The organism is Ectopseudomonas chengduensis, assembly GCF_900102635.1.
GTDB lineage: Bacteria > Pseudomonadota > Gammaproteobacteria > Pseudomonadales > Pseudomonadaceae > Aquipseudomonas > Aquipseudomonas chengduensis.
Genome location: NZ_FMZQ01000019.1, coordinates 57,063 through 80,183, shown reverse-complemented (window position 1 = coordinate 80,183; position 23,121 = coordinate 57,063). Strand labels below are relative to the sequence as shown.

The following is a 23,121-nucleotide window of genomic DNA, read 5'->3' as shown; positions in this document are numbered from 1 at the left end:
CGTCTCAGTCGACGCCTGATTGAGTACGCGATAGAACTGATCGAGTTCGGTTTGCAGGGCCGTGCGCGGCTGATTGAGCAGGAACAGGACGAGGTTCTTGAAGGTGAGCTGGCGTCGGCGGGTAAAGTCTTGAGGATTCTGGCGGTGGGCGGCGATGAAGGCGGGACAATCGAGCGGGCTGGTTATTTTTTGTACAATTTTCAAGCCAGGGTTTGGCTGGCGGTGTCAAGCGATGCGGTATAGGTAGTCAAAAGGGCTTCTCCCATGCACTGATTTGAGCGCTAATTATATGATATTTATGGATAATTTCCAAAGTTGATGACATTGGGCTTTAGCCAGTCCCAGCGGACGAAGTGAGTGTTTTTAGCGCCTTGTTAGGCTTTTATATGTCCTGACTTAATTTTCGCTGCTCATGTGTTCTATTTTTGCCAGTAGCCAAAAAGCTGCTTCAGTTAATGTATAAACTGGACCTGTGCTGAACGAGCCTTGATCATTGTCATGCAGCAACCCTTTAGACATTAGCTCCATGCAGAACATTTGGACTTCTGTGCGGTTTCTACCGCCAAGCTTTGTCAATATGTCTATTGTTGGGGCGGTTGACCTGCCATCGATGAATCCAGGCTTTGGGAAATTTGGAGTGTCGATATAAAATTTCGCCGTTCTACTTGAGGGGTCAATATGTAATGATGCTTCTGAAATTATTTTAATATGGATGTCTTCTAGGTCGGTAATGGCTCGAAGTGCTGTTGCCGTTTCATCCCATGAACTGTTATTAATGATGTGGCCTGATATTATTTTTGCAAATCTATTGATTTTTTCAGTGCTCACCGCCGATTGAACACCTTGAATGGCGAGGGTAACTGCTTCATGAAGATTTTCGTTCAAGGTTTCAATGCTGTTTTTGTGCTGCTCAAGCTGCAACCTGATTTGTTCTGCTAGATAGCCCTGCTTAATTTTTGTGCGCTGAGAGTTTCCGTAAGATAAAAGAGCACCAATAGCCGCAGCTGCTGCACCAAATGTAGGGTTAATTGTCGTTAATAGTACGGCGAGCGCAGGTCCAGCAGCATTTTCATAATGCTCGCCCAGCTTGCTGATTGCAGTGTCGTGGGTTCGGACTGGCAAATTCATATGTTGTACCTTTGTATTGTAGTTTTCTACAGGCATGCCTAACTATAAATAGACACCAAATGGTGCATAACCAGCGGGCTGTTTTGGTGGATAACCTTCCTGGTCATTTTCGAAATCCTTCTCTATCTTGCGGCCTGCAGTGAGGCGGTGGGGTGCTTTGCAGTTTATACACCATGTCGGATAACCGCTGGCAAGCCGTATTCAGGCGAGTCTTACAGGTGCTTCCGTCCTCCCGGGTATCGCTTCGCTCAGCCCAGGCTACGGCTTTCAGGCTGCAATGGTCGCGGATAAAACGGAATGCCGCCCAGCCGATCCTACAGGTCGGGTTGCGGCTCAAGTGTTGGCGTCTGCAGCGGCAAGCGCAGCAGTTCGACCTGCCACCAGGTTGGCAGCAGGCGACGCACTTCGGGGCGGGCGAAGCGGTCGTCGATCAGGTAGAGCACGCCTTGATCCTCTGGCGTGCGGATCACCCGGCCGGCGGCCTGCACGACTTTCTGCAAGCCGGGGTAGAGGTAGGTGTAGTCGTAGCCATTGCCGAACAGGGTGTCCATGCGCTGGCGGATTTCTTCGTTGATCGGGTTGAGCTGGGCCAGGCCGAGGGTGGCGACGAAGGCGCCGATCAGGCGTTCGCCGGGCAGGTCCACGCCTTCGCCGAATACACCGCCGAGTACGGCGAAGCCGATGCCGCGTCCGCCGATCTGGAAGCGTTCGATAAAGCCCTGACGCGCCGCTTCGTCCATCTGCCGGGACTGCGTCCATACCGGGATCTGCGGGTGGTCGCGGCGCAGCTCCTGCAGTACCTGTTCCAGGTACTGATAGCTGCTGAAGAACGCCAGGTAGTTGCCGGGGCGTTCGGCGTATTGGCGCGCCATCAGTTGGCAGATCGGCGCCAGCGAGGCATCGCGGTGCTGGTAGCGGGTGGACAGGTTGCGCACCACCTGTACGTGCAGTTGTTCGGCGCTGAACGGCGAGGCCACGTCCAGGCACTGGGTCTCTTTCGGCAGGCCGAGCAGGTCGAGGTAGTAGTGACTGGGGCTGAGGGTGGCGGAGAACAGCGTGGCGCTGTGCGCGTCCTCGAAGCGCGGGCCGAGGAAGGGCGCCGGCAGGATATTGCGGATGCACAGGGTCGAGTAGCTGCGCCCGTTGGGGGCCTCATCGCGGTTGATATCGAACAGCGAGTGCGGGCCGAAGCTTTCCGCCAGGCGGCAGAACAGCATGGCGTCCAGATAGAAGCTGAGCAGTTCGCCGGCGTTGCCCTCGGGTTGGTCGGTAAGCAGGTCGGTGATGGCGCTGACCGCTTTGCCCAGGGCGGCGAGCAGCAGGTCCGGCGCCAGCGGGTAGACCTGATAGGGCACCTGCTGCTCGCGATGCAGTTGATCCCAGTGGCGGTCGACTCGTTCCAGCACGCTTTTCAGGCGTTTCGGCGCGTCGCGGCACATGGCCTTGAAGCGCGCCTGATCCAGCTCGGCGCTGTACATGCCGCGCCCACGCTCCACCAGGTTGTGCGCTTCATCCACCAGCAGGCAGATGCGCCACTGGTTGATCTGGGTGAGGCTGTGCAACAGGGCGCCGAGGTCGAAGTAGTAGTTGTAGTCGCACACCACCACGTCGCTCCAGCGACATAGCTCCTGGCTCAGGTAGTAGGGGCACACGCCATGGGCGATGGCGATATTGCGCACGGCCTGTTGATCCAGCCAGCGCTCCTTGAGTGCCGCGCTGCGTGCTGCCGGCAGGCGGTCATAGAAACCCTTGGCCAGCGGGCAGGAGTCGCCATGGCAGGCTTTGCTTGGGTGTTCGCAGGCCTTGTCGCGGGCTACGTGTTCCAGAACGCGCAGCGGCGTGTCTGGCTCGCGCAGGCGTTGCAGGGCATCGAGTGCCAGGCGCCGGCCTGGCGTCTTGGCGCTGAGGAAGAACAGGCGGTCGAGCTGTTGGCCGGGCATGGCCTTGAGTTGCGGGAACAAGGTGCCGAGGGTCTTGCCGATGCCGGTGGTGGCCTGCGCCAGCAGGTAGTGGCCGTCGCGTGCGGCGCGGTATACGGCTTCGGCCAGTTGCCGCTGGCCATGGCGAAATTCGCCGTAGGGGAAGCTGAGGTTTTCCAGCGCCTGGTTGCGTGCCTGCTGGTGCGCCTGTTCCTGCCGCGCCCAATCGATATAGCGGCGGCAGTGCAGGGCGAAGAACTCGCCCAGCGAGGCCGCGCTGTGGCGCTCGCGGAACGCCGTTTCCTGCTGGGTCATGACGTTGAAGTACACCACCGCCAGATCCAGTTCCTCGAAGCCCAGTTCCTGGCACAGCAGCCAGCCGTAGATCTTCACCTGCGCCCAGTGCAGCAAACGGTGGTTGGCGGGGATGCGCGAGATGTCGCCGCGATGGGTCTTGATCTCTTCCAGCAGGCGAAACTCGGGGTCGAAGCCATCGGCGCGGCCGCTGACCGTCAGCCCCTCGAATTCGCCGATCAGTGGCAGCTCGGACACGTAATTTGGGCCGCGCCGGGCCACCACCGTGGCGTGTCCGGCCATGCCTTCCTGCGCGGTGGGCGAGGGGGTGAAGCGCAGGTCGAGGTCACCTTCCTTGGCGGTGAACTCGCACAGCTCGCGCACGGCGATGCGCAGGCTCAATCGCTCCACTCCACGTAGCAGACGCTGACCGGCATGCCGTGCTCGGCGCAGAAGGCCAGCCAGCGTTTCTGGTTGTCCTGCAGGCGGTCGCCCGGGCCTTTCACCTCGATCATCCGGTAGCGGCCTTCAGCGGGCCAGAACTGGATCAGGTCGGGCATGCCGGCGCGGTTTTCGCGGATATCGGCCAGCAGGCGCCGGAACCAGGCGGCCAGGTGCGCCGGTGGCAAGCAGGCCAGCGCCTGTTCCAGGCGCTCGGTATCGAGCAGTTCCCAGAATACGAAGGGCGACTGGATACCGAATTTCTCAGCATGGGTACGGCGCATGGCCTCGATGTAGCTACCGTCGTCCAGACGTGCCAGGCAGGCGGCGAACAGCTCGCTGCGCCGTGCATGGAAGTCGGCGCGGTGCAGATCCACCGGGCCGGTGTGGAAGGGGTGGAAGAAGGCGCCAGGCAGCGGGGCGAAGATCGCCTCCCAGCAGAGCAGGCCGAACAGCCCGCAGATCAGCGTGTTCTCCACGTAATGCACGGGCGCATCCGGCTCGGTCAGGTGCATGGCCACGGCCAGCTCGACGCTGGCGGCGCGCGGCAGGCGCAGGTCGAGGCGATCCTCGATCAGTTTCGCCGCCTTGGCCACTGGCGCCAGGCCGAGGCGTTTGCGCAGGCGCGTGCGCGCCCGTTCGGCCAGTTGCGCTTCTTCGGCATTGTGCGGTGCTGCGATCACCTGTTCGACGAAGGTCAGTGCTTCGGCATCCTGACCCAGGCGCTCCAGCACACGGATCTGCCGTTGCCGCGAGCCCACCGCGCGGGTATCGCGATACAGCGCCAGCGCCGAGTCCAGCTCGCCGGCCCGTTCCAGATGCTGCGCCAGTTGCAGCAGCAGGCGCTGGTGGCGTTCGCCGATATGCGGGCTGTCGCTGCAGAAATCGCCGAGCTGCTGCAGAACCTCGGTGACCGACATGCCGACCTCGAAAGCCTCACGGCAGGTGCGCAGGTGCAGGTAGTCGTCGACGTCCTGGCGGTGACGAAAGCCGCGCGAACCTGGCGTGATCGGCACCTGCTCGTAGCGGAATATCCCCAAGTCAGCCAGCACGAATTCCGACCAGTCCTGCGCCAGGTTGCCGAAGAACATCAAGCGTAGGCGGTCGCACAGCGGCCCGATGGCCAGGCTCAGCAGGCGCTCGTCCAGATTTGGGCACCAGTCCGCCAGGCTGCGGGGTTCGCTGTGCAGCTCGCGCAGATGGTCGAGCACTTCGCTTTTCTTCAGGTTGCCGCCTGGCAGGTCGCTGGCGAAATGCGCGGCCAGTTCGTCCTTGAGCAGCAGTGCGCCCAATTCGTCGAAGCTCAGTGCGGCGCAGTCGATCAGCCAGCCCATTTCCAGCAAGGGAGCGGCAGCGGTCGGGATGTCGCCGATCTCGGCATAGCGCAGTTTGCTGACACGAAAGTGCACGCCCTTGCGCATCACCAGACGTACCAGCAGCGCTTGGGCGGGCAGTGGCACCTGGGGGAAGTCCGCGACGAAGGCGTGTTCGACGTCGTCCATCAGGTCACGGTGATGGGCATCGAGCCAGGCGAGGGCCTTGCGGAAGTTGGCCAGGTAATAGAGTTCGGGGGCGTCGAGGTTGAGCATGGGGCGAAGTTTTACTGGTTTTTTATACAGATGCCAGTGCCGTTCACCAGCTGCGATATCGAATGGACGGAAGGCGAGGGTGATGCCGAGAGATTGGTTGTGATGACTATCTGTCTGATCGATAAGCGCTTTTCCAAGTATCGATGGCATTGATTGTCACTATCCCGAGATGTGCCTTTTGCCGTTCTGGGGCGTGCGTAACATGGCAACCGTAGCCAGTTACTCACCCCCTCTCAGGAGAACGAACATGAAAAAGCAAATCCTCGCCAGCCTCGTCATCGCCGCCCTGTCCGCCAGTGCTTTCGCCCTGCCGCAGATCAACGCTCAACAGTCCGCAGCCCCTGCAGTCGCTGAAGGTGGCGCAGATCGCGTCGGCGTGAATCGTGTAGCCGAAGGTGGTGCCGAGCGTACTCTGGAGCGTTTTCGCGTAGCCGAAGATGGTGCTGATCGCGTTGGTCCGAACCGTGTTGCCGAAGGTGGTGCTGACCGCGTTGGTCCGAACCGTGTCGCAGAAGGTGGCGCTGATCGCGTTGGTCTGAACCGTGTCGCAGAAGGTGGCGCTGACCGCGTTGGTCTGAACCGTGTCGCAGAAGGTGGTGCTGATCGCGTTGGTCTGAACCGTGTCGCAGAAGGTGGCGCTGATCGCGTTGGTCTGAACCGTGTCGCAGAAGGTGGCGCTGATCGCGTTGGTCTGAACCGTGTCGCAGAAGGTGGTGCTGACCGCGTTGGTCTGAACCGTGTAGCCGAAGATGGTGCCGACCGCGTGGGTGCCAGCCGTATCAGCTGATCCGGATATCCATCACGCGGGAGCAGTCTTATGCCGCACAGCAGTTAGAAAGGGCGCCCTGAATCGGCGCCCTTTTTCTTTCAACCATTCTCCACACAATCTCCACGCTCGCCCCACACGCCTCCCACCGCCCTTGCCCAGACTCTGCCGTACCTTCACTCGCTACGGAGAGCCGTACCATGAGCCGTTCCCTGGGCTTCAAGCTGGGCGCCATCGCCCTGCTGATTTTGTTGCTGATGATTCCCCTGCTGATGATCGATGGCCTGGTCGACGAGCGCCAAGGCCTGCGCTACGAGGTGCTGCAGGATATCGCCCGCAGTTCCAGCTACCGCCAGCAGATCACCGGGCCAATCCTGGTGCTGCCGTATATCAAGACCACCCATGAGTGGAAGACCAACGAGAAGACCGGTGAGCGCTATAGCGAAGAGCGTCAGCGTCGCGGCCGCCTGTACTTCCTGCCGGAGCGCTTCGTGCTCGAAGGTCAGGTGGGCACCGAGCTGCGTGCCCGCGGCATCTATGAAGCGCGCCTGTACCGCAGCGACAGCCAGGTCAGCGGTCAATTCCGCCTGCCGGCGCGCCTGGGGCTGGGCGACGACCTCGGTTTCTACCGTTTCGAGAAGCCCTTCCTCTCGGTCGGCATCAGCGACATCCGTGGCATCAGCAACGACCTGCAACTGCGCCTCAATGGCCAGATCCTGAGCTTCGCGCCGGGCAGTGCTGACGATAACTTCGGCGCCGGCGTGCATGCACCGCTCCCGGCTCTGGATACCCAGGGCGGGCAGATTCTCGAGTTCGCTTTCGACCTCAAGCTGCAGGGCACCGAGCAGCTCTCTGTGGTGCCGGTCGGGCGTGATAGCCGGGTCAGCTTGACCTCCGACTGGCCGCACCCGAGCTTCGTCGGCGAATACCTGCCGAGCAGCCGCGAGATCAGCTCCAAGGGTTTTACTGCCGAGTGGCAGACCAGCTTCTTCGCCACCAACCTGGAAGAGGCATTGCGCGGCTGCGTGGGCGCTGACCGTTGCCAGGATCTGTTCGGCCGTAACTTCGGGGTGAGTTTCGTCGACCCGGTGGATCAGTATCTGAAGACCGACCGTGCGATCAAATATGCGCTGCTGTTCATCGCCCTGACCTTCGCCACCTTCTTCCTCTTCGAGGTGCTCAAGCGCCTGGCCGTACACCCGGTGCAGTACGCACTGGTCGGCCTGTCGCTGGCGTTGTTCTACCTGCTGCTCTTGTCGCTCTCCGAGCATCTGGACTTCGCCCTGGCCTATGCGTTGTCAGCCAGCGCCTGCGTCGGCCTTATCGGCTTCTACGTCAGCTTCGTGCTGCACAGCTGGCGGCGCGGCATGGGCTTTGGCGCTTTGCTGGCCGCTCTGTACGCCATGCTCTATGGCCTGCTCAACGCCGAGGACTACGCCCTGCTGATGGGCTCGCTGCTGGTGTTCGGCGTGCTCGGCAGTGTGATGGTGCTGACCCGCAAACTGGACTGGTACGGCGTCGGTCGCAGCGCTCCGCAAGCCTGATCTTGGCTGGCGCGGCACAGGCCGCGCCCCTTCTCTGGAGAGAATCCATGCGTCTTCTCATGCAGTTTTCTGCCTGCCTTGGCCTCGGTCTGGTGGTGGCGGTGATGATCCTGATCGGCCTGATGTTCTGCGGCTGGTTCAACCTGATCGACGGCCTGTTGCTGACCGGCAAGCCGCTCGCCAGCCTGAGCCTGATGGTGCTGCCGGACGGTTTCTGGAATGCCCTGACCGGTATCCAGGACGCGGCGCAAAACAGCACGTTGCGTTCCTTCCTGTCGCTGTGCGCAGCATTGGGCCAGGTCGGCCTGCTGCTGGCGCTGGGCTTCATGCGCCTGTGGTACCGGGCATGAGCGGGCATATCGGTTTGCGCGAAGAGGCGCGTGCCGGGCATCTGCTGGCGCTGCGCATCACCTGGTTGTTTCGCGATGCCCATCATGGGCAGTGGGCGGGCCGCTGCGTAGACTCGCGGTTCATTGAACGGGAGTACTTCAAGGATGAACAAGAGACTGACCACCGCCCTCGGCGGTCTGCTGCTGGCGAGCCTGGCACAGGCCGATGATTGCCGGCAGCAGTTGCCCACCTGGATCGAGATAGCCCACCCAGGCCATGCAGCCAGTCAGGTGCTCGAGGATGAGCGCGGGCGTTATCGGGTGGATGCCGAACAGAGTATTTGCAAGGTCTGGCCAGCGCGGCCTGAGTTGACGCTGATCGCTATGCCACTGCTGCGCGCAAAGCACGACAGTCATGGCGAGGCGGACCTGGAAGTGCTGGTGCTCAATAGCGCCGAGCAACAGGTCCTGGCACGGCTGGTGGAGCCCAATCGGTTGGATTGGGACGCGATCTATGTGGACAGGTTGGCCTTGGATACTGCGCCTTATCCCCTGCGTGGGGATGACCTGGCGTTTGCTGTTCGGATCAGCCGCCGCAACGGGTCGCGACTGAATCCCTTCAGGGAAACCGAGCTCGCTCTCTACGAGTTGAAAGAGCAAGGGTTGCGCACCTTGATGGGAGGGCTGGTGGTGGAGAGCTTCGGCGGTGAACGAGACGACGATTGCACGGCTTCGTTCGGCGAGGCCAAGGGCGTGCTCATCGTTACGGACAAGGTTGGCCGCAATGGCTACCGCGACCTGATCTTCAAGCGAACTCATACTGGAAGGCGCATGGTGGCGGACGATGGCGAATGCCAGACCATCGAGGACGATCCCCGCTCCAATCAGTTTCGTATTGAGTACGACGAAGAACGCTATCTGCTGCCAATCGAGCTGGTCTCCGACCCGCACTGAGGACGCTGTGCGTAGCCCGGATGCAATCCGGGAACGGCATGACAGGCCATCCCCGGATTGCATCCGGGCTACGAGGTGACAAGCCAGGTGAACCGCGTTCAGCTGGTGCTCGGCTTTACAGGCTGACCGAAATCCCCGCCTGCAGCGTGCGCGGCTCGCCCGGATAGCTCCAGACGTTCCAGGCACGCTCTTCATAGTGCTTGTCGAAGACGTTGTTCAGGTTGAGGTTCAGGCGCACGTTCTCGGTCAGCGGGTAGTAGGCCAACAGGTCGACCAGGCCGTAGCCGTCCATGTCGAAGGTATTGTTGCTGGTCTGGCCCTGGCGCTCGCTGACGTATTTCAGGCCGATGCCCAGGCCCAGGCCGGCCAGCGGGCCGCCATCGAACTCGTAGGTGTCGAGCAGGTTGAAGCTGTGGCGTGGCACGTTGGCCAGGCGCGAGCCCACCGGCATGGTGGTGCTGGTGCTTTCGGTGACTTCGGCGTCGACGTAGGCATAACCACCGATCACCCGCCATTGCGGAGTGATGTTGCCGGCCAGATTGATATCGAAGCCACGGCTGCGCACTTCACCGGCGGCGATGCTGCGGGTGGTATCCAGCGGGTCGCTGGTCAGCACGTTTTCCTTGACGATGTGGAACAGCGCGGCGCTCAGGCTCAGGTCGCGATCGGCCATGTCGTACTTGATACCGACTTCGTGGGCCACGCCTTTTTCAGGGTCGAAGGCGTTGCCCAGGCGATCAGCGCCGCGGTTGGGCTTGAACGAGCGCGAGGTGTTGGCGAAAACCGCCAACTCGTCGGTGAGATCGTAGATCAGGCCGAAGCGCGGGGTGACGGCGTTATGCGCCTGATCCCAGTCGCCGCTGGTGGTGAGCTTGTCTTCGTAGCTCTGCTCGAAGCGCTCGATACGCGCACCCACCTGCGCCTTGAGGTGTTCGGTCAGGGCGATCTGGTCCTGCAGGTAGAAGGCGTAGGACTCCAGCGTTTCGGCATCATGCGTGGTAGTGCGGGTCAGCGCCGGTAGTGGCTGGCCATGTACCGGGTTGTACAGGTCGATAGGGTAAGCGCCACCACCTGGCGAGCGGATGATCAGCGAGTTGTAGTTGAACTTGTCGTACTCCACGCCCACCAGCAGGGTGTGGGCGAAGCCGCCAAGGTCGAAGTTGCCTTCGGCATTGGCTTGGGCGTTGACGTCATTCCAGTTCAGCCAGCGTTCGTTGTAATTGCGCCCGACGCTGCTGGCGCCTGCAGGCAAGCCGGTGTAGGCGTTGCTGTTGTTCTCCACGGCGCCGCCATGGATCTTGCCATCGAGGTATTGCACGCCGCCGCGCAGGGTCCAGCTGTCGCTCAGCAGGTGCTCGATACGCAGTTGCGTACTGGCGTTCTCGTTGGTCAGCTTGCCGGCGGATTCCTCGCCCAGGAAGCGGTCGCGCGGCAGCTTGCCGTTCTGGTTGGAATAGCGGGTGACGCCACGGTCGAGCGGGTGGCGGTTGTGCAGATAGTCGCCTTCGAGGGTGATGGTGGTGGCCTCGTTGAGCTGCCAGCGCAGCACCGGGGCGACGTTGTAGCGCTCGCTCTCGACGTCATCACGGAAGCTGTCGCCACCCTCTGCCACCAGGTTCAGGCGGTAGGTGAAGGCGGTCTGTTCGTCCAGGGCGCCGGTGGTGTCCAGGGTGCCACGGCGCATGCCTTCGCTGTTGACCTGGCTACCGAGCACGGTGCGGCGTTCGGCCTGTGGCTGCTTGCTGACGATGTTGAAGGTGCCGCCTGGGTCGCTGCGGCCGTAGAGCATGGCCGCCGGGCCGCGCAGCACTTCGATGCGCTCGATGGTGCTGGCGTCAGGCATGTTCGGGTAGCCACGGTTGACGGCGAAACCGTTGCGGTAGAACTCCTGGCTGTTGAAGCCGCGAATCAGGAATTCGGTCAGACCCTGGCCACCGAAGTTGTTGCCACGCTCCACGCCACCTGCGTAATCGAGTGCATCTTCCAGGCGCACTGCGCCGATGTCCTGCACCACCTGTTCCGGGACCACGCTGATCGACTGTGGGATTTCATGGATCGGCGTATCGGTACGGGTCGCACTGGCCGAGCGGCTGGCACGATAACCATTCACCGGGCCGTCGGCCCGCTCGCTGGGGGCGGTGATCTGCATTTCTTCCAGTGCCAGCGGCGTGTCGTTATCGGTGCTGGCAAAGGCACTGTGACAAGTGAGAGCGGGCAGGGCGAGGAAAGGTACGACCAGGCGTCGCATGGTGTGAATCCTTGGGCCGGGGGTAGGTGAGGGCCCGGGATTCTAGTGTTTTAGAGAATCATTATCAAATGCGGATTTGTCGCAGTGAATAGCTTGAAAGTTGGCGCTTCTCTACTAGCGTTTTCAGCGTTTGCAATGAATCCACGAAACGTCGCGATGCGGCTAATACCAATGTCTATCTGTCGGTAGGTGCTGGCCTGCTGCTAGCTTGAAGCTGCATCAGAATAACAATAACCGGAGGCGTCTATGACTTCTGAACAAGCAAATGCTGCGGCCTATTGGAAGGCCAATGTGCGGCTCATCACCTGGAGCCTGGTTATCTGGGCGCTGGTTTCCTACGGATTCGCCATGGTTCTGCGTCCGATGGTCGCGGGAATCTCCGTTGGCGGTTCCGACCTCGGATTCTGGTTCGCGCAACAGGGCTCCATCCTCTTCTTTATCGGGCTCATTTTTCACTACGCGTGGAGACTGAACAAACTTGATAAAGAATTTGGCGTCGAGGAGTAAGTCATGAGCCAATTCGTAATCAACTTGCTCTTCGTAGGGGCGTCCTTCGCGCTCTACATCGGTATCGCCATCTGGGCACGTGCCGGCTCCACCAAGGAATTCTACGTCGCGGGCGGTGGTGTGCATCCGATCACCAACGGCATGGCGACTGCCGCTGACTGGATGTCCGCTGCATCCTTCATTTCCATGGCGGGTCTGATTGCTGCCGGCGGTTATGCCAACTCCACCTTCCTCATGGGCTGGACCGGCGGCTACGTGCTGCTGGCGATGCTGCTGGCGCCCTACCTGCGCAAGTTCGGCAAGTTCACCGTGCCGGACTTCATCGGTGATCGCTTCTACAGTCGTGGCGCGCGCCTGACTGCGGTGATCTGCCTGGTGATCATCTCCGTGACCTACGTGATCGGTCAGATGGCCGGTGCCGGCGTTGCCTTCTCGCGCTTCCTCGAAGTGAGCAACTCCACTGGTATCTGGATCGCAGCAGCGGTGGTATTCGCCTATGCCGTATTCGGCGGCATGAAGGGCATCACCTACACCCAGGTCGCGCAGTACGTGGTACTGATCGTGGCCTACACCATCCCGGCGATCTTCATCTCCCTGCAACTGACCGGTAACCCGATCCCGCCGCTGGGCCTGTTCGGTGACCACGTCGAGTCCGGCGTGCCGCTGCTGCAGAAGCTCGATGAAGTGGTACGTGAGCTGGGCTTCGCGGCCTATACCGCCGATGTCGACAACAAGCTGAACATGGTGCTGTTCACCATGTCACTGATGATCGGTACTGCCGGTCTGCCGCACGTGATCATTCGCTTCTTCACCGTACCGAAAGTGGCCGATGCGCGCTGGTCTGCTGGCTGGACCCTGATCTTCATCGCCCTGCTGTACCTCACCGCGCCGGCCGTCGCCTCGATGGCGCGTCTGAACCTGGTCACCACCATCTATCCGGAAGGCGCTTCTGCTCCGGCGCTGTCCTATGACGAGCGTCCGCAGTGGGTCAAGAACTGGGAACAGACCGGTCTGATCAAGTGGGAAGACAAGAACGGTGACGGTCGCATCCAGATGTACAACGATGCCGCACCGGCCTTCACCGCGACCGCTCAGGAGCGTGGCTGGAGCGGTAACGAGCTGACCGTGAACAACGACATTCTGGTTCTGGCCAACCCGGAGATCGCCAACCTGCCTGGTTGGGTGGTCGGCCTGATCGCGGCGGGCGCCATTGCGGCGGCACTGTCGACGGCTGCGGGATTGTTGCTGGCGATTTCTTCGGCGATCAGTCATGACCTGATCAAGACCTTGATCAATCCGAAGATCAGTGAGAAGAACGAGATGATGGCAGCGCGGCTATCGATGGCTGCTGCGATTCTGCTGGCGACCTACTTGGGCTTGAATCCACCAGGGTTCGCCGCGCAGGTAGTAGCGTTGGCCTTCGGTATCGCCGCGGCGACCCTGTTCCCGGTGCTGATGATGGGGATCTTCTCCAAGCGCATGAACGACAAGGGTGCGATCTGCGGTATGGTCGCCGGCCTGGTGATCACCCTGCTGTACATCTTCACCTACCTGGGCTGGTTCTTCGTTCCGGGCACCAACATGCTGCCAAACACCCCGGACCAGTGGTTCATGGGTATTTCCCCGGCTTCCTTCGGTACCGTCGGCGCCCTGATCAACTTCGCCGTGGCCTACGGCGTATCGATGGTCACCGCCGAGCCGCCGCAGGAAATCCAGGATCTGGTGGAAAGCGTACGTACTCCCAAAGGTGCTGGTGCCGCTCTGAGCCACTAAGCATAATCCTGGCCTGACGCCATCTGTCGATGGTCCAGGGTCTGACAGACGGGCCTCCACTGGAGGCCCGTCTTTTTTCGGGAACAACCATATGTTGTGGACTTTGCTTGCCATCGTGGTGGCGGGGCTCGGCGCTGCCGGTATCGCTCTGCTGCTGCGCAAACTGACGCGTAACAAACTGCCGAAGTGGATCGTGCCGCTGTTCGGTGGTCTGGGGATGCTGGGTTATCAGGTGTTCTACGAGTATTCCTGGTTCGAGCATCAACAGGCGCGCCAGCCCAAGGAGTCGGTCGTGGTCGCGACCGAAGCGGGCCACGTGTTTTGGCGCCCGTGGAGCTACTTCGTACCGATGGTCACCGCCTTCACCGTGCTCGACAGCAAGAGCGTCGTGCGCGAGCAGGTGGCGGACGCACCAGTGGCTGAGTTCATGCTCTATCGCTTCGAGAAGCAGCACATCGACCACGTTTCGCACCGCGCCCACCTGCTCAATTGCGCAACCGGCGAATTGTTGCCGCTGGACGAGAAGAAACAGCCTCAGGTCGCTCAGCTCAAGCGTATCGACAAGGACGACGAACTTTATCGTCAGGTCTGTCGCTAGCGTGCCGTCTTTTCGCTGAGCGCTGCGGCGTGCGGCTGCCTTTAGCTGCCGCTGGAGCCGCGATCTTGCGTAGGGTGTCGCGGGGCCGCCTGGGCCGTGCGCACCGCCCCTTCACTGACTGGGCGCTTTTCCGCGCCCGATAGACCCAGATCAATATCCACGCCTGCCACCTGCATAGAATCGCCAGCCCCTGATTTTCGAGCTTGCGGTCATGCCCTGTTTCCCCGAACTGTTGTCGCCAGCCGGTACCCTGAAGAACATGCGCTACGCCTTCGCCTACGGCGCCGATGCGGTGTATGCCGGTCAGCCGCGTTACAGCCTGCGCGTGCGCAACAACGAGTTCGACCACGCCAACCTGGCCCTTGGCATCGCTGAGGCGCACGCGCAGGGCAAGCAGTTCTACGTGGTGGTCAACATCGCCCCGCACAACGCCAAGCTGAAGACCTTCCTCAAGGACCTGGCGCCGGTGATCGAGATGGCGCCGGATGCGCTGATCATGTCCGACCCGGGCCTGATCATGCTGGTGCGTCAGCATTATCCGCAGATGCCGATTCACCTCTCTGTGCAGGCCAATGCGGTGAACTGGGCCAGTGTCGAGTTCTGGCGCCAGCAGGGTCTGACGCGGGTGATCCTGTCGCGTGAGCTGGCGCTGGAAGAGATCGAGGAAATCCGCAGCCAGGTTCCGGGCATGGAGCTGGAGGTGTTCGTCCACGGCGCGCTGTGCATGGCCTATTCCGGGCGCTGCCTGCTGTCGGGCTACATCAATCGTCGCGATCCCAACCAGGGCACCTGCACCAATGCCTGCCGCTGGCAATACCAGGCCACGCCCGCGAGCGAGAACGAACTAGGCGAAATCGTCCGTGTGGTCGACCCGACCCTCGGCCAGGGCGCACCGACCACCCAGGCCTTCGTGCTCGAAGAGGCTGGGCGGCCGGGGGAGGAAATGGCCGCCTATGAGGACGAGCACGGCACCTACATCATGAATTCCAAGGATCTGCGCGCGGTGCAGCACGTCGAGCGGCTGGTGCGCATGGGCGTGCACTCGCTGAAGATCGAGGGGCGTACCAAGAGCCATTTCTACGTGGCGCGTACCGCTCAGGTTTACCGCTGCGCCATCGATGACGCGCTGGCCGGCAAACCCTTCGACCCGAGCCTGCTGGGGAGCCTTGAGTCATTGGCGCATCGTGGTTACACCGAGGGCTTTCTGCGTCGCCATGTGCATGACGAATACCAGAACTACGCGCGCGGTAGCTCGGTGTCGGAGCGCCAGCAGTTCGTTGGCGAGCTGACCGGCGAGCGCCGTGGCGAACTGGCCGAGGTACGGGTGAAGAACCGTTTCGCCGTGGGTGATGGGCTGGAGCTGATGACCCCGCAAGGCAACCTGCGCTTCACCCTGGAGCAACTGGAGAGCGCACAAGGGCAGGCGCAGCAAGTGGCGCCGGGCGACGGCCATGTGCTGTACCTGCCGTTGCCGGCGGAAGTGGGGTTGGATTATGGATTGCTGATGCGCGATCTGTAGAGCGGCCAAGATGGATCGCCGGCAAGCGCTGTATATGGTCTGCCGACGCCGGCTGGCCAGTCCGTAGGGTGCGCTGTGCGCACCTTGAAGTTGTGAATAAGCTTCGTAGGGCCTGTTTACATGGCGTGTTGACGGCGGCGTTGGCTGGCTAGCTGGCGCTCCAGCTCGCAGAGACTGTCGATGCCCTGACGACGTGCCTTGCTGAACAGCATCAGCGCCAATTCAGCGGTCACCAGCGCATCGGCACTGGCGTTATGACGCTGGTGTACCTGCAGGCCAAATTCGGCGACCCACTCATCGAGCCCGCCTTGGCGTATGCGCGATTGTGGGCACAGCAGCGGGGCGATTTCGGCGACATCGAAGAAACGGTGCTGCAGGCGATAGCCTAGACTCTGGCGCAGCGCACGGGCCAGCATGCGCTGGTCGAACTCGGCATGAAACGCCAGCAGCGGACTGCTGCCAACGAACTCCATAAAATCCAGCAGCGCCTCGGCCGGTTCCACGCCACGGGCCACTTCGCTGGGGGCGATGCCGTGGATCAGGGTGCTGGCGCTGGCCTGGTGATCGGGGCGGTGCAGGGTGCATTCGAACTGCTCGGCGAAGTCGATGGCGCCGTTATCGATCACCACCGCGCCGATGGCCAGCACCTGATCGCGGCGCATGTTCAGGCCGGTGGTTTCCAGATCGAGGACGACGAAACGCTGCTGGTGCAGCGGGCGTTCGTCGAACGGCGCCGGCGCACTCAGCGCTGCGCGGCGTTGTAGCTGCTGCTGGGTCAGGGCCGGACCGCGGCCGGTGAACCAGGTGAACTTGCTCATAGCTGATACCTCATGGCCAGGCTGCTCTGCAGGCGCTGCGCCTGGCGGAACGACTCGCGCAGAATACGCCGGTCCAGGTGGTTGAGGTGGTCGGGGTCGACCCGATTGGAGTAGGGCAGCTCGTCGCGTGCCTGCAGTTGATGCTGCTGCATGCGCGTCTGCTGAATGAAGTGGTAGGCCTCTTCATAGGCGGCGCCGTCCAGGGCCTCGATCACGCCCTTGGTGATCAGCGCGCGCAGGCGCTCCAGGGTGCCGACCGCACTGATGCCGTTGGCCAACGCGAGCAAACGGGCGCCGTCGACGAAGGGCGTCAGGCCCTGCACCTTGAGGTCGAGAGTGTCCTTGTCGGCGCCCGAACGGGCCACCACGAAGTCGCGGAAGCGTCCAACCGGCGGGCGGTGGCGCAGGGCGTTCTCCGCCATCATGCGCTGGAACAGGCTGTTGTTGGCGATGCGTCCGAGCAGCTCCTCGCGTAGCTGTTCGCAGCCTTCGTCCGGGCCCCAGATCGCGCGCAGGTCGAAATAGATGGTCGAGCCCAGCAGATTTTCCGGCGTGGCTTCGAGGACGAAGCCGGCGAAGCGCCGCGACCACTCCTCGCGCGACAGGCACAGCTCGGGGTTGCCGGCCATGATGTTGCCCTTGCACAGGGTAAAGCCGCACTGCGCCAGGCGCTGGTTGATCTCGCGGGCGATCGGCAGCAGGCGCTCACGGGTGGCGGCGGCCTCGCTGGCATTTTCGGCTTCGAAGAGTATGCCGTTGTCCTGATCGGTGTGCAGGGTCTGCTCGCGGCGGCCTTCGCTGCCGAAGCACAGCCAGGTGAAGGGTATGCCCGGATCGCCCATTTCTTCAAGGGTCAGCTCGATCACCCGGCATACGGTGTGGTCGTTGAGCAGGGTGACGATATGGGTGATCTGCGTCGAGCTGGCGCCATGCGCGAGCATGCGGTCGACCAGCAGGCGGATGTCGCTGCGCAGCCCGGCCAGGGTCTCGACTTTGCCGGCGTGGCGGATGGTGCGTGCCAGATGCACCAGGTCGACGCGCTGCAGGCTGAACAGGTCGCGCTCGGAAATCACCCCGCAGAGTTTTTCGTGCTCCACCAGGCAGACGTGAGCGATATGCCGCTCGGTCATGGCGATGGCGGCGTCGAAGGCGCTGGCGTCCGGCGCCAGGTGGAAGGGCCTGGGGGTCATCAGGTTGCTGATCGGCTGGGCCAGGTCGACGCCGTCGGCCACCACCCGGCGCAGGTCGCGCAGGGTAAAGATACCCAGCGGTTTATCGGCCGGATCGACGATGACGATGCTGCCGACATGCTGTTCGTGCATCAGCCGCACCGCCTCGCGCAGCGGCGTGGCGGGGGGGCAGCCGATGGGTTGGCGCATGGCCAGTTCACCCAGGCGGGTATCCAGCGAATACTGCGCGCCGAGGGTTTCCACCGCGCGCAGCTGCACCTGCTGGTTGACCTGGTCGAGCAGACTGCTGACCCCACGCAGGGCGAAGTCGCGCAGCGGGTTGGAGACGGCGAAGAGTTTGACGAAGGCAAGCTTGGACAGCAGCAGGCAGAAGGTATCTTCGGCGGCCAGGTGCTCGGTGCGCGTGGCTCGCTCGCCGATCAGCGCGGCCAGGGGAAAGCACTCGCCGGCGGTGATCTCAAAGGTGGTCTCGGTGCCACGCCGTGCGCTGTGCGGGCGCTCGCCGTGCACACGGCCCTGCTTGACGATGTAGAAGTGCTCGACCGGACCATCGCTGGGTTTGATGATCGAGTCGCCTTCGGCATAGAAGCGCAGCTGGCAGTGCTCGACCAGAAACGCCAGATGGGCGGTGTCCATCTGGTTGAAAGGCGGGAACTTCTGCAGGAACTCCATGGTGCCGTGGATGTTCTGCAGCACCGCTGTCTTGCCCGCATCAGCCATCGCATCGGCCTTGCTCATGGGCTTGCGCCTCGCAGTTTCGGGATGTTGTCAGTGTGGCCCTGGCTGGTCGGCTTGCCCATTGCACCTAAGTAGGGTGCAGACAACGCAGTTTTGACGAAATTTTGACCTGCACTCAGGCAAACTGCACTGGCCCTCCTATTTCCATAAAGAGCAAGGCACATCCATGCAGTCATCCGTACCAGCTGCCCGCAAGGCGGCGCAGGTCAGTGTTGGTAGTCACCTGGCTTTCATCCTCGGCAGCGCGCTGTGCATGCTGCTGCTTTTCGCCCTGGCTCGGCTGGGCTTGCTGGCCTACAACCAGGCGCTGATCGCCGATACATCGGCCAGCACCTTCGCCGAGGCCTTCGTCAATGGCGCGCGCTTCGACCTGCGTCTGATCGTCTACCTGTGCATTCCGCTGAGTCTGTCGCTGCTGAGTGTCACTGCGATGCGCGCGCGGCGTCTGCATGTAGCCTGGCTGACCGTCGTCACCAGCCTGTGTCTGTTTTTTGCCGTGGTCGAGCTGAATTTCTACCGCGAATTCCATCAGCGCCTGAACAGTTTGGTGTTCCAGTACATGCAGGAGGACTTGGGCACCGTCACCAGCATGATCTGGAACGGTTTCCCTGTGTTGCGCCTGCTGCTGGCCTGGGCCCTGGCCACGCTGCTGCTGGCCTGGTTGTTCCGCCGTATCGAGCGTGCCACGCGTGCGCGGGGGCATGCTGCGCCGCCGCACTGGCCGGCACGTACTGCGGTGTTCGTGATGTTTCTGCTGGTCTGCGTGACCGCTGCTCGTGGCACCCTGCGCTCCGGCCCACCGCTACGCTGGGGCGATGCCTATACCACCGATTCGATGTTTGCCAATCACCTGGGCCTCAACGGCACCCTGACCCTGGTCGATGCTGCCGAGAACTTCTTCTCCGAGCACCGCGACAACAGTTGGAAGGCCACCCTGCCGGCTGACGAAGCACAGCAGATCACCCGCGACCTGCTGCTGACCTCGCGCGATCAGTTGATCGACGCCGACCAAGCGGCCGTGCGTCGCGTTTACACGCCACCGGCCGAAGGCCAGCTGCCGCAGGTGCGCAACGTGGTGGTGATCCTCATGGAGAGCATGGCAGGGCGCTATATCGGTGCCATGGGCAACCAGGACGGCATCACCCCCAACTTCGATGCGTTGGCAAAAGAGGGTTTGCTGTTCCAGCGCATGTTCTCCAACGGGACCCACACCCACCAGGGCATGTTCGCCACCATGGCCTGCTTCCCCAACCTGCCGGCCTTCGAATACCTGATGCGCATGCCCGAAGGTGGCCACCAGTTCTCCGGCCTGCCGCAGTTGCTCAGTGCCCGTGGTTATGATGATGTGTACGTGTACAACGGCAGCTTCGCCTGGGATAACCAGTCCGGCTTCTTCGCCAACCAGGGTATGCGCAACTTCGTCGGTCGCGATGATTTCGTCGACCCGGTCTTCATCGACCCGACTTGGGGGGTGTCTGACCAGGACATGTTCAGCCGTGGTGTCGATGAATTGGCCAAGCTGGGGCGCCAGGGCAGGCCGTTCTACGCAATGCTGCAGACGTTGTCCAACCACACGCCTTACGCCCTGCCGGAGGATCTGCCGGTCGAACGCGTCACGGGCCACGGCTCGCTGGACGAGCACCTGACCGCCATGCGTTACGCCGACTGGGCGCTCGGCCAGTTCTTCGCCAAGGCGCGCCAGGAGCCCTACTTCAAGGACACCCTGTTCGTGGTGCTGGGTGACCATGGCTTCGGCAACGACGAGCAGATCACCGAGATGGACCTGTCGCGCTTCAGCATCCCGCTGCTGCTGATTGGCCCCGGCGTGCAGGAAACCTTCGGCAATAACCGCGACACCGTCGGCAGCCAGATCGACGTGGTACCAACCATCATGGGCCGTCTCGGCCAGCCGGTGCAGCAGCAATGCTGGGGCCGCGACCTGCTGGCGCTGCCTGAGGGCGATGCCGGCGTGGCGGTGATCAAACCGTCCGGGAGCGACCAGACCGTGGGACTGGTGACGGGCGACAACATCCTGGTCAAACCGCGTGACCGTGATGCGCGCCTGTATCGCTACCAGCTTGGCCACGAGGCCAGTGCCGAGGTGATCGATGACGCGCAGCGGCGCAGCGATCTGGAGCGCAAGCTGTCGGCCTTCGTGCAGACCGCGACAACCAGTCTGCTGGGCAATACCACCGGGGTAACAGCGGACAAGGCGGCGCAGGCCACGCGCTAGTTGTCTGTCGCGGCTAAAGCCCCTCCCACAAAGTTGAGTGCCCTGTGGGAGGGGCTTTAGCCGCGACTGCCCTATAAAAAACCGCCCCGAAGGGCGGTTTTTTATGGTCGAGGTGCCAGGCGAATCACAGACCGTTCTTGGCCTTGAACTCGCGACGACGGCGATGCAGCACCGGCTCGGTGTAGCCGTTGGGCTGCTTGGTGCCTTCGACCACCAGCTCCAGCGCGGCCTGGAAGGCGACGTTGTTGTCGAAATCCGGGGCCATCGGGCGATACAGCGGATCATTGGCGTTCTGGCGATCAACCACCGGTGCCATGCGCTTGAGGCTTTCGACCACTTGCGCTTCGGTAACGATGCCGTGGCGCAGCCAGTTGGCCAGCAGCTGGCTGGAGATGCGCAGGGTGGCGCGGTCTTCCATCAGGCCGACGTCGTTGATGTCCGGCACCTTGGAGCAGCCGACGCCCTGGTCGATCCAGCGCACCACGTAGCCGAGGATGCCTTGCGAGTTGTTGTCCAGCTCGTTGCGGACTTCTTCTGCTGACCAGTTGGTGTCCTTGGCCAGCGGGATGGTCAGGATGTCGTCCACCGAAGCCGGGGTGCGCTTGGCCAGTTCGGCCTGACGGGCGAACACGTCGACCTTGTGGTAGTGCAGGGCGTGCAGGGTGGCTGCGGTCGGCGAGGGGACCCAGGCGGTGTTGGCGCCGGACAGCGGGTGGGCGATCTTCTGCTCGAGCATCGCCGCCATCAGGTCCGGCATGGCCCACATGCCCTTGCCGATTTGTGCGCGACCCTGCAGGCCTGTGGCCAGGCCGACGTCGACGTTGTTGTTCTCGTAGGCACCGATCCAGGCTTCGCTCTTCATGGCGGCCTTGCGCACCACGGCGCCGGCTTCCATGGAGGTGTGGATCTCGTCACCGGTACGGTCGAGGAAGCCGGTGTTGATGAATACCACGCGCTCGCTGGCAGCCTTGATGCACGCCTTGAGGTTGACGGTGGTGCGGCGCTCCTCGTCCATGATGCCGACTTTCAGGGTATTGCGGGCCAGGCCCAGCACATCCTCGACGCGGGCGAAGATTTCGCTGGTGAAGGCGACTTCTTCCGGGCCATGCATCTTCGGCTTGACGATATACACGCTGCCGGTTCGAGTGTTCTTGCGGCTGGTGTTGCCGATCAGGTTGTGCACCGCGATCAGGCTGGTGAACAGCGCATCCTGAATGCCCTCCGGAATCTCGTTGCCTTCGGCGTCGAGGATGGCCGGGTTGGTCATCAGGTGGCCGACGTTGCGCACGAACAGCAGCGAGCGGCCATGCAGGGTCAGCTCGGAACCGTCCGGCTGGGTGTAGACGCGATCCGGGTTCATGGTGCGGGTGAAGGTCTTGCCGCCTTTGGACACGTCCTCGGCCAGGTCGCCTTTCATCAGGCCCAGCCAGTTCTTGTAGACCACCACCTTGTCATCGGCATCGACGGCGGCGACGGAGTCTTCGCAGTCCATGATGGTGGTCAGCGCGGCTTCCATCAGCACATCTTTCACGCCAGCGGCGTCGGTGCTGCCGATGGGGCTGGAGGCGTCGATCTGGATCTCGAAGTGCAGGCCGTTGTGCTTGAGCAGCACGGCGATCGGCGCGCTGGCCTCGCCCTGAAAGCCAACCAGCTGCGCGTCGTCACGCAGGCCGCTGTTGCTGCCACCCTTGAGGGCGACGACCAGCTTGCCGTCGACGATGGCATAACCGGTGGAGTCGACGTGCGAGCCGGCAGCCAGCGGCGCGGCCTCGTCGAGGAAGGCGCGGGCGAAGGCGATGACCTTGTCGCCACGGACCTTGTTGTAGCCCTTGCCCTTCTCGGCGCCACCTTCTTCGCTGATCACGTCGGTGCCGTACAGCGCGTCGTACAGCGAGCCCCAGCGGGCGTTGGAAGCGTTCAGGGCGAAGCGCGCGTTCATCACCGGCACCACCAACTGCGGGCCGGCCAGACGGGCGATCTCTTCGTCGACGTTGGCAGTGGTGGCCTGGAAGTCTTCCGGCTCTGGCAGCAGATAGCCGATTTCCTGGAGGAAGGCCTTGTAGGCAGCGGCGTCATGGGCCTGACCCTTGCGCGCCTGGTGCCAGGCATCGATCTGTGCCTGCAGCTCGTCGCGCTTGGCCAGCAGGGCACGGTTCTTCGGCGCCAGGTCCTTGATGACCGCAGCGGCACCGGCCCAGAACTGGTCGGCAGCGATGCCGGTACCGGGAATGGCTTCGTTGTTCACGAAGTCGTACAGGGCTTTGGCGACCTGCAGGCCACCGACTTGAACGCGTTCAGTCATCACTTGCCTCACTATCTGAGCTTTACTCAATCGCCGCTTCGGGCACCTCTGAAAACGACCTGCGGGTCAACGCCTGCGCTTTCAGAGAGGCTCGTCGGAGACGGTCTGGCCGTCTTGTAGTCCGTGGCGCGGCATACTACATCAAGATTCCGGGGAAATGCAGTGGGTGTGCGTCAGACTGCGACCAAAAGACTGATTACGGTCACGAGAAGTACGCGTTGTGTTCAAAAA

16 protein-coding genes and 1 pseudogene are annotated in these 23,121 nt (G+C 62.3%); 9 read left to right on the top strand and 8 right to left on the bottom strand.

The annotated features are described in order from the left end of the window. The 4 genes and pseudogenes from BLS08_RS23345 to BLS08_RS23335 all read right to left on the bottom strand — a co-directional run. A pseudogene (locus tag BLS08_RS23345) lies at window positions 1–204 on the bottom strand (IS4 family transposase); the annotation flags it as partial. Window positions 205–396: 192 nt separating this feature from the next. Then, the gene (locus BLS08_RS26235; protein ID WP_139204297.1) at window positions 397–1,128 is read right to left on the bottom strand and encodes a hypothetical protein; all 732 of its coding nucleotides are present in this window, start codon (window positions 1,126–1,128) and stop codon (window positions 397–399) included. A 314-nt stretch (window positions 1,129–1,442) separates the two neighbouring features. Beyond that, entirely contained in the window at window positions 1,443–3,743 is a 2,301-nt protein-coding gene (locus BLS08_RS23340; protein ID WP_017675795.1) for an ATP-dependent DNA helicase, read from the bottom strand. Further along, the gene (locus BLS08_RS23335; protein WP_017675794.1) at window positions 3,740–5,371 is read right to left on the bottom strand and encodes a VRR-NUC domain-containing protein; all 1,632 of its coding nucleotides are present in this window, start codon (window positions 5,369–5,371) and stop codon (window positions 3,740–3,742) included. Before BLS08_RS23335 ends, BLS08_RS23340 begins: the two co-directional genes overlap by 4 nt. 247 nt (window positions 5,372–5,618) lie before the next feature. Here BLS08_RS23335 and BLS08_RS23330 point away from each other — a divergent pair, with 247 nt between their 5' ends. The 4 genes from BLS08_RS23330 (at window position 5,619) to BLS08_RS23315 (ending at window position 8,964) form a co-directional block, all read left to right on the top strand. Beyond that, entirely contained in the window at window positions 5,619–6,158 is a 540-nt protein-coding gene (locus tag BLS08_RS23330; RefSeq protein WP_090337577.1) for a phage infection protein, read from the top strand. Window positions 6,159–6,337: 179 nt separating this feature from the next. Then, window positions 6,338–7,681: a cell envelope integrity protein CreD gene (creD, locus tag BLS08_RS23325; protein ID WP_017675792.1), complete on the top strand. Its 1,344-nt coding sequence runs from the start codon at window positions 6,338–6,340 to the stop codon at window positions 7,679–7,681. Between the two features lie 47 nt (window positions 7,682–7,728). Continuing rightward, the gene (locus BLS08_RS23320; protein WP_017675791.1) at window positions 7,729–8,031 is read left to right on the top strand and encodes a hypothetical protein; all 303 of its coding nucleotides are present in this window, start codon (window positions 7,729–7,731) and stop codon (window positions 8,029–8,031) included. A gap of 144 nt (window positions 8,032–8,175) precedes the next feature. After that, complete coding sequence (locus BLS08_RS23315) at window positions 8,176–8,964, top strand: PA3715 family protein (protein WP_017675790.1); 789 nt, start codon at window positions 8,176–8,178, stop codon at window positions 8,962–8,964. Window positions 8,965–9,079: 115 nt separating this feature from the next. Here BLS08_RS23315 and BLS08_RS23310 read toward each other — a convergent pair whose 3' ends face one another. After that, window positions 9,080–11,212 carry a TonB-dependent siderophore receptor gene (locus tag BLS08_RS23310; protein ID WP_017675789.1) on the bottom strand — a complete coding sequence of 711 codons (2,133 nt, stop codon included), beginning with the start codon at window positions 11,210–11,212 and terminating at the stop codon, window positions 9,080–9,082. A 246-nt stretch (window positions 11,213–11,458) separates the two neighbouring features. Between BLS08_RS23310 and BLS08_RS23305 the strand changes: the two genes are divergently transcribed. The 4 genes from BLS08_RS23305 to trhP all read left to right on the top strand — a co-directional run bounded on the left by BLS08_RS23305 (window position 11,459) and on the right by trhP (window position 15,609). Further along, the gene (locus BLS08_RS23305; RefSeq protein ID WP_017675788.1) at window positions 11,459–11,719 is read left to right on the top strand and encodes a DUF4212 domain-containing protein; all 261 of its coding nucleotides are present in this window, start codon (window positions 11,459–11,461) and stop codon (window positions 11,717–11,719) included. Between the two features lie 3 nt (window positions 11,720–11,722). After that, window positions 11,723–13,492: a sodium:solute symporter family protein gene (locus BLS08_RS23300; protein ID WP_017675787.1), complete on the top strand. Its 1,770-nt coding sequence runs from the start codon at window positions 11,723–11,725 to the stop codon at window positions 13,490–13,492. 91 nt (window positions 13,493–13,583) lie between these two features. Then, window positions 13,584–14,090, top strand: a complete 507-nt coding sequence (locus BLS08_RS23295) for a hypothetical protein (RefSeq protein WP_017675786.1) — start codon at window positions 13,584–13,586, stop codon at window positions 14,088–14,090. Window positions 14,091–14,301: 211 nt separating this feature from the next. Further along, the gene (trhP, locus tag BLS08_RS23290; RefSeq protein WP_017675785.1) at window positions 14,302–15,609 is read left to right on the top strand and encodes a prephenate-dependent tRNA uridine(34) hydroxylase TrhP; all 1,308 of its coding nucleotides are present in this window, start codon (window positions 14,302–14,304) and stop codon (window positions 15,607–15,609) included. Window positions 15,610–15,725: 116 nt separating this feature from the next. Here the strand turns inward: trhP and BLS08_RS23285 are convergent, their stop codons facing one another. Together BLS08_RS23285 and BLS08_RS23280 are read right to left on the bottom strand one after the other, a co-directional pair. Beyond that, the gene (locus BLS08_RS23285) at window positions 15,726–16,427 is read right to left on the bottom strand and encodes a 3'-5' exonuclease (RefSeq protein ID WP_017675784.1); all 702 of its coding nucleotides are present in this window, start codon (window positions 16,425–16,427) and stop codon (window positions 15,726–15,728) included. After that, window positions 16,424–18,355 (bottom strand): putative nucleotidyltransferase substrate binding domain-containing protein, encoded by a 1,932-nt coding sequence (locus BLS08_RS23280; RefSeq protein ID WP_017675783.1) that lies wholly within the window; start codon window positions 18,353–18,355, stop codon window positions 16,424–16,426. Before BLS08_RS23280 ends, BLS08_RS23285 begins: the two co-directional genes overlap by 4 nt. Window positions 18,356–18,521: 166 nt before the next feature. On the opposite strand from BLS08_RS23280, the gene BLS08_RS23275 reads away from it, so the two are divergent. After that, window positions 18,522–20,588: an LTA synthase family protein gene (locus tag BLS08_RS23275; protein ID WP_017675782.1), complete on the top strand. Its 2,067-nt coding sequence runs from the start codon at window positions 18,522–18,524 to the stop codon at window positions 20,586–20,588. Window positions 20,589–20,712: 124 nt separating this feature from the next. On the opposite strand, the gene BLS08_RS23270 is transcribed toward BLS08_RS23275, so the two are convergent. Continuing rightward, entirely contained in the window at window positions 20,713–22,890 is a 2,178-nt protein-coding gene (locus BLS08_RS23270; protein ID WP_017675781.1) for a malate synthase G, read from the bottom strand. Window positions 22,891–23,121 lie beyond the last annotated feature (231 nt).